The organism is Acidobacteriota bacterium (genome assembly GCA_016713675.1).
In the GTDB taxonomy this organism is placed as follows: Bacteria; Acidobacteriota; Blastocatellia; order Pyrinomonadales; family Pyrinomonadaceae; genus OLB17.
The window spans coordinates 542076-558698 of the sequence record JADJOS010000004.1 but is presented as its reverse complement, the minus strand read 5'-3'; the positions used below and the strand labels follow the sequence as shown (position 1 = coordinate 558698).

Sequence of the window (16623 nt, the reverse complement as noted above, 5' to 3'; positions counted from 1 at the left end):
TTTGGACTTTCAGTCGAGCGAAAGTTCTAACAGATCGACGAATACTGACACGATACTAAGATAGATCTAATTCAACATTTTTCCTTAATGGACGACCCTGCCAGTTTGTTTCTTCTTTTTGCCGCCGAGATCGAGACCGCACCCGAAGTGCCAACTCTGCTGTACACGCTTGCCAAAATTTTTTTGGTGGTCTTTCTCGTGCTTGCCAACGGCTTTTTTGTTGCGAGCGAATTTGCTCTGGTCGCGGTTCGTAAATCACGAATTGAGGCCCTCGCTGTGGAAGGCGACACAGCGGCCAAGCGGCTTCTGCGAATGCTCAACAATCTGAGTGCCTACATATCGGCGACACAGCTTGGCATCACATTGTCTTCACTCGGATTGGGTTGGGTTGGCGAACCGGTCGTTGCCGCTTTGCTTGAGCCCGGGCTGATCTATTTGGGAGATGTGACCGGAGCTGCATTCCTATCCTCCGGGCCGATCCTGCATACGATCTCATTTACGATAGCCTTTTCGCTGATAACCTTTCTGCATATTGTATTTGGCGAACTGGCACCGAAAACCGGGCACTCGAACTCTCTGAGCGAGTATCGTTTTTTGTTGCGATGCCGCTCCAATTGTTTTACACGATTTTCAGCTACCCGATCCGTGCCCTTGACTGGACGGGAACAAAGACCGTGCGGCTGTTTGGCCTGAAGGCATCGGGCGAACACGGTTCGAGCTATACCGAAGACGAGATCCGCAGCCTCATCAAGCTGTCACAGGAAAGCGGCCATTTGAACGAGGAAGAGCAGCGGTTGATCAACCGGGTATTTGAGTTTTCGGATACGACCGTCAAAGAAGCGATGATCCCGAGGACCGAGATCGTCGCAATACCTGAAAACAGCACTTTTGATGACATAATCGCTGCATTTCAGGAACACGGTTATTCGCGCCTCCCTGTATTTCGTGAGTCTCTCGATGATATCGCCGGGTTTGTCCACAGCAAAGATCTCGTTACGTATTCAAAGAGGCCAAGATCATTCAAACTCGCTGATATCATTCACAAACCGAATTACGTCGTCGACACTGCTCATCTCGAAGACGTTTTGCGGCAGATGCAGAAAGAGAAATTTCATTTCGGGTTTGTCGTAGACGAACACGGCGGCGTCGAGGGCATCATCACGCTCGACGACCTGCTCGCCGAGATCGTTGGCGAGATATCTGATGAGCATGACGAAGAAGTGAACGAGCAGATCAATGAGCAGACAGACGGCAGCTATCTGCTTGACGGCGGACTTGCGGTACGAGACCTTAATCGCCGCCTTGATATGCATCTGCCGATCTCTGAGAGCTACACGACGGTTGCCGGGTTTCTGATGTCCGAGGCGGGCCAAATATTAAGCGAGGGCGAAACTGTCGGCTTTAACGGTCACAAATTTACCGTCGAAAAGGTCGACAAACGTCGGATCACGAGCGTAAGATTGGCCGCGAACGGTTCGAAGCCTGAGGTTAGTGTTTAGCAACTTTGTTTTTTCGGTATTTTCGCGATAAATTTGTCTTTCGTGCCCCGAACCTGTGTAAAAAACTTGATGAAACTCTCGAAAAACCGTCGAAATTTGCTGACCGCTCTCGTTGGCCTTGTATTCGCCGTGTCGGGCTGCAGCCAGATCGGAACAGGACCCGAATGGACAAAGGGCACGAAGATCGCCGGCAAAGAAAAGGGGCTATCGCATATCTCCAACATCGTCGTTGACGATAAGTTCGCGTACGTCATAATCGGCGGAACGGTTGCCGACTCGAACGCCGGCACGAACGGCCTAAGAAAGATCGATCTCGCGACAGGTGAAGTTAGTGTCCTTGATGACGGCAAACGGATGCCGCAGTCAGAGCAGGGCGGCCTCGTCGCGGATGAGAAATATCTCTATTGGAATGCCGGCGGCAGCATTCTGCGCATCGCCAGAGAGGGCGGAACAGCGGACACCGTCGTGACCGAAAACGTCGGGATCGGCATCGATCTGGCTATCGATAATGAGCGAATTTACTGGACAAATCACGGTTATTATTCGAGCGGTTCGCCTGCGGTGCCGAAACCGGTCCTTTGGGCACCGAAGGGCGGCGGAAAGTCTGAGAAACTTGCCGATGAACAGAACGTTCCGGGCAATGTCGTTGTGGACGACAAATTCGTCTATTGGAAGACCTTCAACAGCGTCGTAAAACAGGCAAAGACCGGCGGAGCCTTGCAGGTCGTTTTTCAGGGCGGCGATGACGAAGGTGTCGTCGAACTTAGCCAGGCAGGAGACGATCTGTATTTTGCCCACCGCTTAAAAGGGAACTCGCGTTGGGCTCTGAAGAAGATCTCAAAGAACGGCGGCGACGCCGTGACGATCGTTAAATCGTATTCTCCGAAGCCGATCGTTGTAGACGATGCGAACATTTATTTCTTCGATGAAGAATCGATATATTCCGAAGCACTTTGCCGCGTTTCTAAGAACGGCGGCGAAGTGACGCGGCTAGATAGCGGCTATTCGAGCGGAGCGATCGCGCAGACTAGGACGTCAGTTTATTTTGCAACGCTTGACGACCTTATAATGTTTACAAAGTAATTTTTCATATTAATTTAGGAGATTTTTCATGAGTTTGATAGATCAGATATGGGCACGCGAGATACTTGATTCACGCGGCAATCCGACAATTGAGGCCGAGGTGATTCTCGAGGACGGCACACAGGGCCGTGCCGCAGTGCCGAGCGGTGCATCGACCGGTGAAAATGAGGCGGTCGAGCTGCGTGACGGTGACGATTACCGCTATTTGGGGAAGGGTGTCGAAAAAGCGGTCGCAAATGTCAACGAAAAGATCACATACGAACTCGAAGGGCTCGATGTACTCGACCAGACGCTGATCGATCAGAAAATGATCGAGCTCGACGGCACCGACAACAAGTCCAATCTCGGAGCAAACGCGATCCTGGCGGTCTCGATGGCGACGGCTAGGGCCGCGGCCGCGTTTCTCGAATTGCCGCTTTATCGATACATCGGCGGAGCCAACGCTAAGAACGCTGCCGGTGCCGATGATGAACATCCTCAACGGCGGCGCTCACGCGGATAACAACGTCGATTTCAGGAATTTATGGTGATGCCTGTTGGTGCGGAGAGCTTTAAGGAAGCCCTGCGGACCGGTGCCGAAATATTTCACACGCTCAAAGGCGTGCTCAAATCGCGCGGTTATTCGACTTCTGTCGGTGACGAAGGCGGGTTTGCTCCGAACCTCAAATCCAATGACGAAGCGGTCGAGACCATCCTCGAAGCGATCGACAAAGCCGGGTACAAGGCCGGTGAGAACGTGATGATAGCCTTGGATCCCGCTGCAAGCGAATTTTTCAAAGACGGCAAGTACATCTTTAAAAAGAGTGACAAGCGCGAACTAACGTCCGATGAAATGGCGGATTACTGGGCCGATTGGTGTTCGAAATATCCGATCATCTCGATCGAGGACGGAATGGGCGAAAACGATTGGGACGGCTGGCGAAACCTCACCATACAGGTTGGCGACAAAGTGCAGCTCGTCGGCGACGACCTCTTTGTGACCAACACCAAGTTCCTGCAAAAGGGAATCGACACCGGGGCCGCAAACTCGATCCTGATCAAGGTAAATCAGATCGGCACGCTTACTGAAACGCTTGATGCCATTGAACTTGCGAAGACGAACAACATGACCGCCGTCATCTCGCACCGTTCGGGCGAGACCGAAGACAGCTTCATCGCCGACCTCGCCGTTGCCACAAATGCCGGCCAGATCAAAACCGGCAGCCTCTGTCGCTCCGACCGCATCGCCAAATACAACCAACTCCTCCGCATCGAAGAAGACCTCGGCGATTCGGCGAGATATCCGGGCCGCAAGGCGTTTTATCAAATTAAGTAGGAACCGATCGCGGATCCGGCGGATCGGGCGGACTACAACGAATAGATCTCTTTAGTTTCGTATTTATCCGCGTTAATCCGCCTAATCCGTTCAATCCGTGTTCCATTTTCCTGAGTACATGAACATTCGCGAGGCATTGCTTGCCGAACATTCCAAGACTCAGACGATGAAGATCGTTGAATATGTCGGCGGCGATACGGAGCGTTTTGGTGAGTTGATGCGGCTCTTCCTCAGCGACACGTATCGGCTCTCGCAGCGGGCGGCGTGGGCGGTGAGTTATTGTGCCGAGCTGCATCCAGAGCTCGTAAAGCCCTATTTCGGTAAACTTATCAACCAACTCGAACGCGACGACGCCCATGTCGCAGTTCGCCGAAATGTGGCTAGAATGCTGCAGTTCGTTGAGATCCCGAAGCGATATCAAGGCCGTGCCTTCGACGCCTGTCTCGCGTTGGTTGACGACCCGTCGGAGCCGGTCGCGGTTCGATGTTTCTCGATGACCGTCGCGGCTCGTTTGGCGGCGGGGAGCCCGGAACTGCTGAACGAACTTCGGCTGGTTGTCGACCAACACTCGGCAAGCATGACGGCCGGCCTCCGTGTCCGTGCCCGCCGTTTAACGGAATCGTAATGAAAAGGGTGATCGTCATCGGTTCGGGAGGGGCTGGAAAATCGACGTTCTCGAAGCGTCTTGGTGACGCACTTGGAATCGAGGTGATCCACCTCGACCAGCTATATTGGCAGCCTAATTGGGTCGAACCGGCAAAAGCAGAATGGGCGGCGAAGATCGAAAGTCTTGTAAAACGGGATTCGTGGATAATGGACGGCAATTTCGGCGGCACACGCACGATACGCGTAAAGGCGTGCGACACGGTAATTTTGTTAGACCTGCCGCGGTCAACATGTACTTTCCGTGTACTGAAACGAAGATGGAAATACCGAGGCCGAAATCGTCCCGAGATGGCCGTCGGCTGTCCGGAGAAAATAGATCTGAAATTTCTACTCTGGGTTTGGAATTTTCCCAAAAAGAAAAAGCCCGGTATCTTGGCCGAGTTTGAACATTTTCCAAATAAGGAAATTGTAATTCTACGCTCGGACCGCGAGGTCGAAGAGTTTCTCAAACTTTGTATCTAGTTGAGTGTTCATATGGATTGGACCAAAGGCGAATTTACGATAGACACCGCAAACGAGCGGTTGGATGTCGATGCAATACAGTCGTTTCTGGGGAACGACTCTTACTGGGCAAAAACGCGGACGCGGGAACAGACCGAGACGGCGATCGCGAATTCGATCTGCTTTGGGCTTTTTCACGGCGAGCGGCAGATAGGATTTGCTCGTGTTGTCAGCGACCGGGCGACGTTTGCGTATATTGGCGACGTGTATGTGCTCGACGAGTTTCGCGGCCGCAGTTTGAGTAAATGGCTGATGGAGACGATCATTTCACATCCGGAACTGCAAGGCCTGCGTCGTTGGGTGCTGGCGACACGCGATGCTCACGGCCTCTATGAAAAATACGGATTTCACGAACTCGTTCACCCCGAACGCTGGATGGAACGACCGGCTCCCAACGCATATTGATATTTATCTTGCCTAACTCCTATCGCTTTCCGCTATAATCATAGTTTGGACCTGTTTAGAGCCTTTCTTTTTCTTATCGATCTCGATGACACCTCCGTTACACAAACCGATCGCGCTGATAATACTCGACGGCTGGGGACATTCCGAGCGGACGGAGGGAAACGCGATCGCTCTCGCACACACACCAAATTACGATGCGATCTGCCGCGAGTTTCCTTCGACGACATTGGTGGCCGCCGGTTCCCGCGTCGGTCAATCGCCGGACGCCAACGGCAATGCCGAAGTCGGGCACCTTAACATTGGCGCGGGACGGGCGGCACAGTCGGAGGGCGATAGGATAGAAATATCGATCAGGTCCGGCGAATTTGCCGAAAATGAGATACTGCGTTCGGCATTCGAAACGGCTCGTGACAACGGGCGAAATGTTCACCTTATCGGCCTTTTGAGTGACGGCGGTGTACATTCTTCGACCGACAGCCTGTTTGCTTTGGTCAGAATGGCAAAGAGCACAGGGCTCGAAGATGTGTTCATTCACGCGATCCTCGACGGTGTCGACGTGCCGACACGGACGGCAGACATTTATGTTGAGGCTCTCGAGATAAAACTCGCAGATATCGGCATCGGCCGCATCGCGACGATGTGCGGCCGGTATTTTGGAATGGACTCTCTGGGCAATTGGGAACGAACAGCCCGAGCTTACACTATGCTCGTGCATGCCGAGGGCGAACGCACAAATGACGCGATGACGGCGATCCGCAATTCATTTTTGCGCGGCATCGCTGACGAATTCGTCGCTCCTGTTGTTGTCGAACGCTCGTCCGGAGTTCCGGTCGCCACTATCAAGACCGGCGACACTGTTATATTTTTCAATCACCGCCCCGAGGCGATACGCCAACTAGTGCGTTCGATCTCGGTGCCGGACGCTGCCGGACTCGCAAAGCCGGTCGTGGAAACGGTCTGTTTGACCGAGTACGACCGGAGTTTCAATTTGCCGGTCGCATTTCGAGCCGACTCCAATACGAATGTGCTGAGCGAAGTGCTGGCTGACGCCGGAGTGCCGAATCTGAAGATAACCCAGACCGAACGGCTTCCGCACCTCACCTATTATTTCAACGGCGGCGATGACATCCAACAGCAGAACGAACAGCACATCCTATTGCCGACGCCGCGTACTGAAACCGCGGAAAATCGGCCCGAGGCACAGAGTTTCAAGATCACCGACAGGGTACTGCGAAGCATCGAGGCGAATGGCGACGGAGTGTTCGTGGTGAATTTGCCGGCCGCCGATCTGGCTGCGGAAACGGGAATGATCCGACGTACTGTCGAAGCCGTGCAGTTTGTTGATACGTGTCTTGGCGGGATCGTCGATAAGATCCGCGAGGCGGGCGGTATTGCACTCATCACCTCATCACATGGCGGCTGCGAAGAAATGTCGCAGGCCGATACCGGCGAGCCGAATTATACGACGACGCCCAATCCTGTTCCTTTCCATTTCGTTTCGGACGCTGCGAACGGGATGAGACTTCGTGACGACGGTTCGCTTTCTGATATCGCCCCGACGATCCTTGGTATATTGAACATTGAAAAGCCGGCCGAAATGACCGGCAGCGACCTTCGAATGGCCTAGTTATTTGACGATCAACATTCCGTATTCGGCACATTTCAACTTCGCAGGATTTTTCCTATAATTGTCTTTCCGCGTAAGTAATGAAAGGAATTTATGGTTGAAGAATTTGCGTTCGACAATACGGAAGAACGCCGAAAGTCGCGTCAAAATGGCACCGGCTGGGTCGAGGTCATCGCCGGTTCGATGTTCTCGGGCAAGTCCGAAGAACTCATCCGCCGATTGAATCGTGCCCGCATCGCACGGCAAAAGGTACAAGTATTCAAACCGCAGATCGACGCCCGATACTCGATCGAGCACATCGCATCGCACTCCGGCCAGAAACACGATTCAACACCGGTTGCGTCAACAGCCGAGATGATGAGTCAGATCGCAGACGACACGCAGGTCGTTGGGATCGACGAAGGGCAGTTCTTCGACATGGAGATCATCGCCGCCGTCAATCGTCTGGCCGAGATCGGAAAACGTGTGATCGTCGCCGGCCTCGATCAGGATTATACCGGACGGCCGTTCGAACCGATGCCGCAGTTGCTGTCAGTCGCTGAGTTCATTACAAAGACCCACGCCATCTGCGTAAAATGCGGCGGCACAGCCAATTATTCGCAGCGTACGGTCGAGTCCGAGGCAAGGGTAGAGGTCGGTGCTGCAGACAAATATGAGGCACGATGCAGGAAATGCTTCGTACCTCATGCTGATTCTCCGACGCTGCACGATTGATCACTTCACGAGTTTCATCGAATAGAGTATCGCCGGGAAATCGTCCTTGTGTTTTTCGAAATTCGTTCCCTTGGTCGATGTCATAACGTTGAGCATCTGTTTCTGTCCCAGGTAGGTCCGGTATGCGATCCATTGGTGACGCCGAGGGTCGTCCTTTCCTTCGGGCGGGGCTTCGGTAAACTCAACGCCCTGGATGCCGTCGATCTCGAGCATTCTCACTGACTCGTATTTGCCGTTCTTCAACTGCTGCATCGCCTGATCGTAATATGCCTTGAGGCTAACGTCCATCGGGAACGTGTCGGGCATGACGGAGATATTTACCAGTAGAAAAGCATTGTCGCCCGACTTATAGTTGAACGATTCTTTCTTTACATCCATCTTAGACCAGCCCATCGGCAGCCGCCACGAAATGCCCTGATCGTCCCATTTTGCCTCGATGCCTGTGTCGAGAATGGTTTGCTGTTCGGCGGTGAGCTTAGGCTTTTCGGCGCTTGGGACGGACGAACTGTTCGGCGGATTTGCCGCGGAATTCGTGCCGGAATTCGAGCTAGAAGTGTTCGAGTTCGATCCGGGCGAGCCGGTAAGTTGTTTCAATCTGTCCCCAAGCCCGCAAAAAGTCAGTGCAAACGAGATAAGTCCTAATGTAAGAATTGTTTTCACGCCAAATCCCTCCGAGGTTCAATTTAGAAAAACTGCCTTATTGTCACCGTATTGACGTGAAAATGCAAAGTGGCTACGGTTGACTTTTAGGGCAAAGGAAGTGCATATTATCGGCATCCGAACTCGCAGCTTTACTTTTCAGAGATCCCAAAAAGGAGAACTCCAAATGCCCAACGTCATCACTCGTTACATTAAGAGAGCATTCGTTTCCGCCCTTGCTGCAAGTGTTTTTCTATTTCCGATCACCTTTGTTTCGCAGGCAAATGCACAATCGGGGCCCAATATTGTCGCGTCGCTTAACTTTACCCCCAAATTCGACGGGTTCGGGTTCGAAAACTATACATCCAAAGAACACGACGGAAGCAAGGACATGAATGCTGCCGATATGGTGCGAATGTTCGGTCCGGCGGCGGTGTGCAAAAATGCCGGAGCGACCGCCGCCAATTGCGTTATGAAGGCTTCGGCCCGCGAGTGGATGGACGGCGAACTTGAATCGATGGGCAGCGGACACTGCGAAGGGATGGCCGTTGCCTGTCTTCGGTTTAATAAGCAGTTGCCTTTCAAAGGCAAGCGGGGAGCGTCGGATTTCAGGCTCGGCGTGAAAAAGCCTTTCGACCTCGAACTCGATCCGCTCCTCGCAAATTACATTGCTTATTATTGGGCTACACAGTCTCTTCCGGAGGTGCAGGAACTCGGCGAAGAGTGGTCAAGAAAGGGTCCGCTCGCTATCGTCAACGAACTGATCCGGTCAATGAATGCCGGCGACGAGACCTATACCTTTGGGATCTGTAAACGTAGCGGAGAAGAATGCGAAGAGGGCCACGCCATCACGCCATTTGCCGTTGAGGACGCGGGCAGCAGTTACAAAGTGCATGTTTATGACAACAATGATCCCGGCGAGACCAAGATCTTGACGATTCAGAAAGGCGGAAAGAATACCTGGAACTATGTTGCGGCGATCAATCCGGGCGCCAAAGCAGACACCTACACCGGCGATAAGACAACAAACTCCCTCGAGATCGTCCCGACCACTAAACGCGAAGGACGCTGTTTCACGGCACCGTTCGACGAATCGGACAAGCTAGCCACCGGATGCGGCATCGAGACCGTCATGCCTGGGGTTGCGGCAAAACCGACACCGATACCGACGAAGCCGACGGCAACGCCGAAACCCGCAGTGACCACGGTCGCTGCACCGGCGGCACGGCCCCGGTTTGCCGACTTCTTTCTGACGGGTGACGGCGACATGATGATCGTTGACGAAAAGGAACGCCGCTTGGGGTACGATCCCGATAGAGATGCCTATTTTAACGAGATCCCGGGAGCAAAAAAGACGAACAACATTGGCGGGAAAGGCTTTGATATGCCGCATTACAATGTTCCGTTCGCCAACGGCGATAAGTTCTATACAGTTGTCTTTTCAGGCGATAATCTCGAAGAGGAAAGCGTGATGGATTTTGTGTTCACCGGCCCCGGCTTTAGCGTCGGGCTCGATGGCATCATGCTCGATCCGGGTGAATTCCTAGTTGCCGCATTTTCGTCAGACGGCGAAAAGATCTCGATGGAAATGTCTAAGGACGGTGAAATGCCGGAGGTATTCTATTCGGTTGACACCCCGAAAAAGAGCTTCAAGGCAGAAATAAAGCCCAGCCGGTCTAAAGCCGCCGGAAGTGTTAAATCTGCGGGCGGCGGCCTCGTATCAAAACGCGAAAAGGATCTTCCGTCGATCTCGATCGATTTTACCGACTCCGACGATCTGCAGATCAGAGATAATATTGACGGAGACGAAGGATACGATGTGGATATCGAGCAGTTCGATGCGAACGGCAAGACTGACAGTATTTCTCTTAACGATGTCGGTGCCGGAGATGGCGGTACCGACGCTTATGAGATCGAGCTCGGCCGCTGGGCCGGCGGCGATAAGATTGGCGTAAAACACGACGATGAAGGTGATGGCTTCGCGAACGATGACGAAGAGTTCGAAGACGATGAGCCTAATGACATTCCCGACGATAGCGGCGAGCAGAGTGATCTGATGCGTTCTATCTACAAGTCGGTTGGGTACTGACACTTTATGAAGATCGGACTATTCGCTTTGCTTTTCGTGGTATCGCTCGGACTTTCGATAACTGCGCAAACCTATGACAACTATCAGAAACAATACACGCTCAATTCGCAGACCGACGGGCAGATCGAATCGGACCGCACGCACAGAATGGTGCTCTGCGATTATCAGCCATCGGGTCTTTATGTGAAACGAGGAGAGCAACTCGGTATAACGGTCACCGGGCTCAAGGCCGGATATCAAGCGTCATCGATGATCGGTTTCAAACCGATGTGGGGCGATCATAATAAAACACAGGAAGACCCGCTCAAGAATGGCGTCAACACGGTAAAAGCAAACCAAGACGGGATCTTATCGTTCATTTTTGTCAAAACCGAAGGTTATGACACCGCTCCGTCAACGATAAATGTCAAGGTAAATGGCGGCAGAGCATTTCCGCTCTTTCAGCTTGGCAGATCGAATCAGGCTAATTGGCAGAACGACCTCAGGACAATGTCCGATGCTCAATTTGTACAGCTCGTGTCGGACAAGGCTCTGATCACAATTACTTACAAAGACTATCTGAAAACACCGATCACAAATATTCAGCGGACGTTTGAAAACCTTCACAAGGTGATTGATTGGGAAGACGAAGCCGCCGGTTTTGACAATAGTTCGCCGGAGAATATGAAGTCGCGAAACCGGATCCACTATGCAGTCGATGTCTTTGCCACCGAAAAGGAACGCGAGGGTTGGTACATGTACGCTTCGAATTACCTGATCGGTATGAAGCGTGACAATTTTACGGATCTCACTGAAAAGCTCAACACCGAATGGGGCATCTGGCATGAGACGGGGCATACGCATCAGCAAAATTCGTGGACGTTCGAGGCGATCGGCGAGGTAAGCGTAAATATCTTCTCGCTATACGTGCAGGAAAAATTCGGCCAACCGCTTAGGCTCGCAAGTTCTGAGAGCGGGGAAGGCGAATCCACATTGGAAAGTGCCCGAAGATTTATCGCCGAACCAAACAAGAACTTCCTTGAGCAAGGAAAGGAAGGTGACGCGGATTACGATGAGTTTTTTGTAAAGCTGGTTATGTTTCACCAGCTCAGGCGAATGTATGGTTGGGATGTTTACAAGAAACTGCACCAGTATTTTCGCAAAACGCCGTATTCAGAGGTCGAAGGCGAAACGGATCAGGACAAGGCAAATAAATTTGTCTATGCGATGTGTTTCGTAACCAAAGACAACCTAATCCCTTTCTTCAAAAAATGGGGTTTATCGGTCGATGCCGACACGGCCAATAAGGTGAACGCCTTGCGACTCAGGCAGCCGGCGACCGACCCGGCTGAGATCTTTGAATAGAATTGCGTGGCCGAAAAGGACAAAATGGCCTGCAATGTTCAGCGGCCAATTCTATTTTTCGCTGTAGGCGAGTTTGATCGAATTCATCCCGCGCAATATGACTTTCTGCCGGCGAACTACTCGTTTTCGATTCTTCACCGGATTAAACACATTGAGCGGGCTCGGGATCATTGCGGAAAGGAAAGCAGCTTCGTCCTTTGTCAGATCCGAAGCTGATTTCTTGAAATATGTCCGAGCGGCGGCTTCGGCACCATAAACGCCGTCGCCCCATTCGATCACGTTGAGATAGATCTCGAGGATGCGTTTTTTCGAAAGCTCACGTTCGAGAAAGTAGGTATATACGGCCTCGCGGCCTTTTCGCAGGAAGTTTCTGTCCTCTGAAAGAAATAGATTTTTCGTCAATTGCTGCGATACGGTCGAAGCTCCACGTTTGAAATTGGGCATCGGCGGTATCCAGTCGTCTTCGCTCGGTTTGCAGTCTGCCTTAGGCGTTCCCGCCGCCTTAGCTGCTTCTTCGCATTCTTCACGAGCTTCTTTTTCACCTTCCTTTACAGCTTCGTCCCACGCGGCCTGGATAGCATCCCAATCAAATCCGTTGTGTTGGAAGAAACGTGAATCTTCACCCGCGAGAACTGCCCGCTGCAAATGCGGGCTAATTTGTTCTATCGGCGTCCAGATCATGAATTTGCGCGGTTCGCGGCCTTCCGTACGGGCCTCGGACAACCGATACTCGATCATTGACGTCGTCGTGGGGTTTTCGTTACGGAGTTTCGAAATACCAGGGAACGTTATCAACTCGTAACCGAGCCAGAGCACGACGGCCCCAGCGAAGATCAGAAACAGAACTTTTATCCAATACCACATCTTTACTGCCCTACATTGTCTATTTTCTGTTTTCTATTGTCCATTTTCCTCTTTCCATTTTACAATGTTTGCATGGGTCAATACGACAATGTTGTGGCAGTGATCTTAGGCGGCGGAGCGGGCTCAAGGTTGTTTCCGTTGACCAGCGAACGTTCGAAACCGGCTGTTCCACTTGGCGGGACATATCGGTTGATCGACGTGCCGGTGTCAAATTGCATCAATTCGGAGATCACACAGATCTTTGTTCTGACGCAGTATAATTCCGCATCGCTTAATCGACATATCTCACGAACTTACCGATTCTCGAGCTTCTCAACGGGCTTTGTTGAGGTATTGGCGGCGGAACAGACGAAGGACAACCCTGAATGGTTCCAGGGCACCGCAGACGCCGTCAGGCAAATGCTGCCGCATCTGCGTGATTGGCGTGTCGATACGCTGCTGATCCTTTCCGGCGATCATCTGTACCGGATGGATTACCGTAATTTCTTGAAGCGCCACTTCGACACCGGTGCTGATCTGACCGTTTCCGTCGTTCCGTGCCGGCCGGACGAAGCGACAGAGTTTGGCTTGCTCAAGACCGATAAGAACGGTGAGATCGTCGAATTCAAAGAAAAGCCAAAGGGCGATGAACTCGAATCGATGCGTGTCGATACTACTAATTTTGGCCTGACCGCTGCCTCGGCCCAAAAGCGCCCGTTTCTTGCCTCGATGGGCATCTACGTTTTCAATTACGCGAAGCTCGTCGAGCTTCTCAAGACCGATCACACCTGGGTCGATTTTGGCCGCGAGATCATACCGGCCGCGATCGAAAAGTTCACGGTTCAAGCGCACTTATTCAAGGACTATTGGGAAGATATCGGTACGATACGGGCTTTTTACGAGGCAAATCTCGATCTTGCTTCGCCGTTGCCGAAATTCAATTTCTTCGATGCCTCGGCACCGATCTACACACGAAGCAGATATTTGCCGCCGTCAAAACTTCACGGCTGCGACATTGATAATTCGATGGTGTCCGAAGGCTGCATTCTCAACGGTGTAAAGCTTCGCAGTTCGATCGTCGGCCTGAGAAGCCGTATCGATAACGGCGTCGATATCGAAGATTCGATCGTAATGGGCTCAGACTTCCTTGAGTCGATCGAAGAGATCAGTGGAAATATCGACCGCGGTGTCCCGCACATGGGAATAGGTGCAAATACGATCATCCGGCGGGCGATCATTGATAAGAATGTCCGGATCGGCAAAAACGTAAAACTCCTGAATCGCTCGGGAGCTGACAATTACGATGCTCCGGACCGATCATATTACGTTCGAGAGGGAATTATCATCATTCCCAAGAATGCCGTAATACCTGACGGAACTGAGATCTAGCGTTTTGTTGTTTCTTTAGTTCGCCGGTTAATATAACCTTCGCGTGCTCGTACGACCAGGCCCGGCTGATCGACACGGACCTTTATATTCGTCTTTTGCCCGGCGACGCGAGTTTTCGTTGGGTAGTACCCAATACTGTAAAATTCACGCAGCTCGCTGGCGATCTTGGCGAAGGCGTCATTCAAATTTCCGAGCGTATCGGCGAGATAATTGCGGCCGCCGGTTCGAATTGACATCTGGTTGAGATAATCTTCAGCCCGCTTGTACTCCTCAGGCGTCGTGCCCGGGCCGCCGGCCGATCCCATTGATGTGAAGATGCTTGGTAATCCGCCCTTATTCTGGCCGGGGATCTCGATCGGCTTTGGTTGTGTGGGCGGGGCATTCAGCATCGCCTGAACGTCGCGGAAGGTATCGTACCTGATCGTATAAATAAGCGAATCGAGCTCCATCGCACCATTCAAATTCTCGACTTCGCTCACACGTTTGCTGGTCGTATCAACGCCGTCGGAAAACAGAATCACCGCTTTTCTGCCCTCGATCCGCCGCATGCTAGCCATAACGACATCAACCGCTTCGTAAAGGCTGGTGCCCGTCTCTATCTTTGTGCTGAGTATCGCCTTGTGGATGATCTTTCGATCCGTCGTTGCCTCGCAAAGTATCCGGACCTCGCCATCGAATGAAACGACCATCACCTTATCATTCGAACGAAGCTGATCGATAAAACTGATCGCCGCACTCTGTATCTCCGTGATCTTGAACTTCGTCGAATAGCTCATGTCGAGCATCAACGCTACCGTGAACGGCTGATGTTCGTTCGAGAACATCGTGATCTCCTGCTCGACACCGTCCTCGACCACCTTGAAATTCTCCTTAGCCAGGCCCGCAACAAATCGATTTTTCTTGTCCAAGACACGAACCGGAACCGAAACGATCTGCGTATCGACCACTATAATTTCGCCGTCGTCAGGAGCGGCCGGATCGCCCGATGAACTGACATCAACCGGAGTCGGTGTCGGCTGCGGCCTCTGATTGATCTTGCCGCCCGTTGTGCCCTTGGTCCCGCCCGATTGAGCGCAGATCGAAGTCCCGGTGATAAAGACCACAAACAACAAGACAAAAATGGAGAGCAGATTTTTCATTTTGTATCGAATGAACTTGATCGTTCGATGCATCGATCGACACAAAAGGATGCAAGAACGAAAAAAGCCGGCATTATGCCGGCTCGATTATACCTGACACGATGAATCATTTGCCGGCTAGATCGCTATTGTTGCGGCCTACGATGTAGCTATTTTTTGCCCTCACGACCACGCCCGGACGCATTACACGTACCTTGATCTGCTTTCGTTCACCGACCTTGCCGACCGTTTCGGGATAGTAGCCGAGCGAATACTGACGCCGCAACTCTTCCGCGATTCCGGAGAATGCGGCCTGGACGTTGGTGATTGATTGAGCCTCAAACTTTCGGCCTCCGCTGTTCTGGGCAATCGTCTCGAGATATTTGCGGCCTGTCTCATATTCGGTCGAACTCGATCCGCCGACCGGCCCGCGTCCACCGCCGCCGACATTAACATTGCCACCGGTCAAGATCGCACCAAGTATATCTGCCATTGTTACTCGACCGCCGCCTCGGCGACGCGGCTGCGACGGCGGATAATATCCTCCGCCGCTCATATCATGAGAGGTATCGTATCTGATCGTGTAAAACAGGGAATCGACTTCTTCGGTGGCCGCGATGGTACTCTGATAGTTTGCACGCCGCGAAGTAGTATCCACGCCATCGGAAAAGATCACGACAGCTTTTCGGCCCTGTATATGCCGCATCTGCTCGTTTATTACGTAATCAACGGCTTCGTACAAGCTGGTGCCGTCGCCGAATTGAGTCTGACGAATGGCGTTCTTTAGCTGATAACGATTATTTGTAACAGGGCTCAAAACGTGTACATCTTGATCGAAGGCGATCACCATCACGCGGTCACTCGGCCGCAGTTGATCCACAAATGCCATTGCGGCGTTCTGGATCTCTTCGATCTGAAATTGTGTCGAAGGGCTTACATCGATCAGCATGATGACGGTGAATGGCTGTTCGGTCGACTGGAAATAATCTATCTTTTGTTGAATTCCATTCTCAAAGATCTGAAAATCACGCTGTTGAAGACCGGAGACAAATCGTCCGTCACGATCGAGAACTGATACAGGCATAGTGACAAGTTCAGTTTCAACCTTGATCACCTCGTTCTCGTCGTCGATCGCCGGCGTTGCGGTCGCAGTCGGCTGCGGACGGTTCGAGCCGCCGATGAGTGTCGGCGGACGGTTAGATGCGTTAGAAGAACTGGATGAGTACGTGTCGTTTTGGATCACGGGCGGAGCGGGCGTGGATGCCACCCGCGGCCTGGTCGTCGTGCTCGTCTGTCCAAAGGCCGCACCAAACAACGCTCCACCAGTAAATATCAGTGCAATTATTCTTTTCATCGACGCCATTTCTCCCTACTCGAACATGCTTTGGGGA

15 protein-coding genes and 1 pseudogene are annotated in these 16623 nt (G+C 52.2%); 12 read left to right on the top strand and 4 right to left on the bottom strand.

Annotated features, from left to right (window positions below):
- Positions 1–105 precede the first annotated feature (105 nt).
- The 9 genes and pseudogenes from IPK01_15960 to IPK01_15920 all read left to right on the top strand — a co-directional run bounded on the left by IPK01_15960 (position 106) and on the right by IPK01_15920 (position 7810).
- On the top strand, positions 106–693 hold the full coding sequence (locus tag IPK01_15960; protein ID MBK7934931.1) for a DUF21 domain-containing protein: 588 nt from the start codon (positions 106–108) through the stop codon (positions 691–693).
- Positions 603–1499 (top strand): HlyC/CorC family transporter, encoded by an 897-nt coding sequence (locus IPK01_15955; GenBank protein MBK7934930.1) that lies wholly within the window; start codon positions 603–605, stop codon positions 1497–1499. Before IPK01_15960 ends, IPK01_15955 begins: the two co-directional genes overlap by 91 nt.
- A gap of 69 nt (positions 1500–1568) precedes the next feature.
- Positions 1569–2582 carry a hypothetical protein gene (locus IPK01_15950; GenBank protein MBK7934929.1) on the top strand — a complete coding sequence of 338 codons (1014 nt, stop codon included), beginning with the start codon at positions 1569–1571 and terminating at the stop codon, positions 2580–2582.
- Positions 2583–2610: 28 nt separating this feature from the next.
- Positions 2611–3897, top strand: a pseudogene (eno, locus tag IPK01_15945) (phosphopyruvate hydratase).
- Positions 3898–4015: 118 nt separating this feature from the next.
- Positions 4016–4522, top strand: a complete 507-nt coding sequence (locus IPK01_15940) for a hypothetical protein (GenBank protein ID MBK7934928.1) — start codon at positions 4016–4018, stop codon at positions 4520–4522.
- Entirely contained in the window at positions 4522–5025 is a 504-nt protein-coding gene (locus IPK01_15935) for a DNA topology modulation protein (protein ID MBK7934927.1), read from the top strand. The genes IPK01_15940 and IPK01_15935 overlap by 1 nt, the downstream gene beginning before the upstream one ends.
- A 12-nt stretch (positions 5026–5037) precedes the next feature.
- Positions 5038–5469: a GNAT family N-acetyltransferase gene (locus IPK01_15930; protein ID MBK7934926.1), complete on the top strand. Its 432-nt coding sequence runs from the start codon at positions 5038–5040 to the stop codon at positions 5467–5469.
- Positions 5470–5554: 85 nt separating this feature from the next.
- Positions 5555–7096 carry a 2,3-bisphosphoglycerate-independent phosphoglycerate mutase gene (locus tag IPK01_15925; GenBank protein ID MBK7934925.1) on the top strand — a complete coding sequence of 514 codons (1542 nt, stop codon included), beginning with the start codon at positions 5555–5557 and terminating at the stop codon, positions 7094–7096.
- Positions 7097–7189: 93 nt separating this feature from the next.
- On the top strand, positions 7190–7810 hold the full coding sequence (locus IPK01_15920; protein MBK7934924.1) for a thymidine kinase: 621 nt from the start codon (positions 7190–7192) through the stop codon (positions 7808–7810).
- On the opposite strand, the gene IPK01_15915 is transcribed toward IPK01_15920, so the two are convergent.
- Entirely contained in the window at positions 7811–8470 is a 660-nt protein-coding gene (locus tag IPK01_15915) for a hypothetical protein (protein ID MBK7934923.1), read from the bottom strand.
- 166 nt (positions 8471–8636) lie between these two features.
- On the opposite strand from IPK01_15915, the gene IPK01_15910 reads away from it, so the two are divergent.
- Together IPK01_15910 and IPK01_15905 are read left to right on the top strand one after the other, a co-directional pair.
- Positions 8637–10538, top strand: a complete 1902-nt coding sequence (locus IPK01_15910) for a hypothetical protein (GenBank protein MBK7934922.1) — start codon at positions 8637–8639, stop codon at positions 10536–10538.
- 6 nt (positions 10539–10544) lie between these two features.
- Entirely contained in the window at positions 10545–11882 is a 1338-nt protein-coding gene (locus tag IPK01_15905; protein ID MBK7934921.1) for an S-layer protein, read from the top strand.
- Between the two features lie 51 nt (positions 11883–11933).
- Here the strand turns inward: IPK01_15905 and IPK01_15900 are convergent, their stop codons facing one another.
- Positions 11934–12746, bottom strand: coding sequence for a transglycosylase domain-containing protein (locus IPK01_15900; GenBank protein MBK7934920.1), 813 nt, complete (start codon positions 12744–12746; stop codon positions 11934–11936).
- 72 nt (positions 12747–12818) lie between these two features.
- Between IPK01_15900 and IPK01_15895 the strand changes: the two genes are divergently transcribed.
- Positions 12819–14114, top strand: coding sequence for a glucose-1-phosphate adenylyltransferase (locus tag IPK01_15895; GenBank protein ID MBK7934919.1), 1296 nt, complete (start codon positions 12819–12821; stop codon positions 14112–14114).
- Here the strand turns inward: IPK01_15895 and IPK01_15890 are convergent.
- Complete coding sequence (locus IPK01_15890; GenBank protein ID MBK7934918.1) at positions 14111–15253, bottom strand: VWA domain-containing protein; 1143 nt, start codon at positions 15251–15253, stop codon at positions 14111–14113. The genes IPK01_15895 and IPK01_15890 overlap by 4 nt on opposite strands.
- A 106-nt stretch (positions 15254–15359) precedes the next feature.
- Entirely contained in the window at positions 15360–16586 is a 1227-nt protein-coding gene (locus IPK01_15885) for a VWA domain-containing protein (protein MBK7934917.1), read from the bottom strand.
- Positions 16587–16623 lie beyond the last annotated feature (37 nt).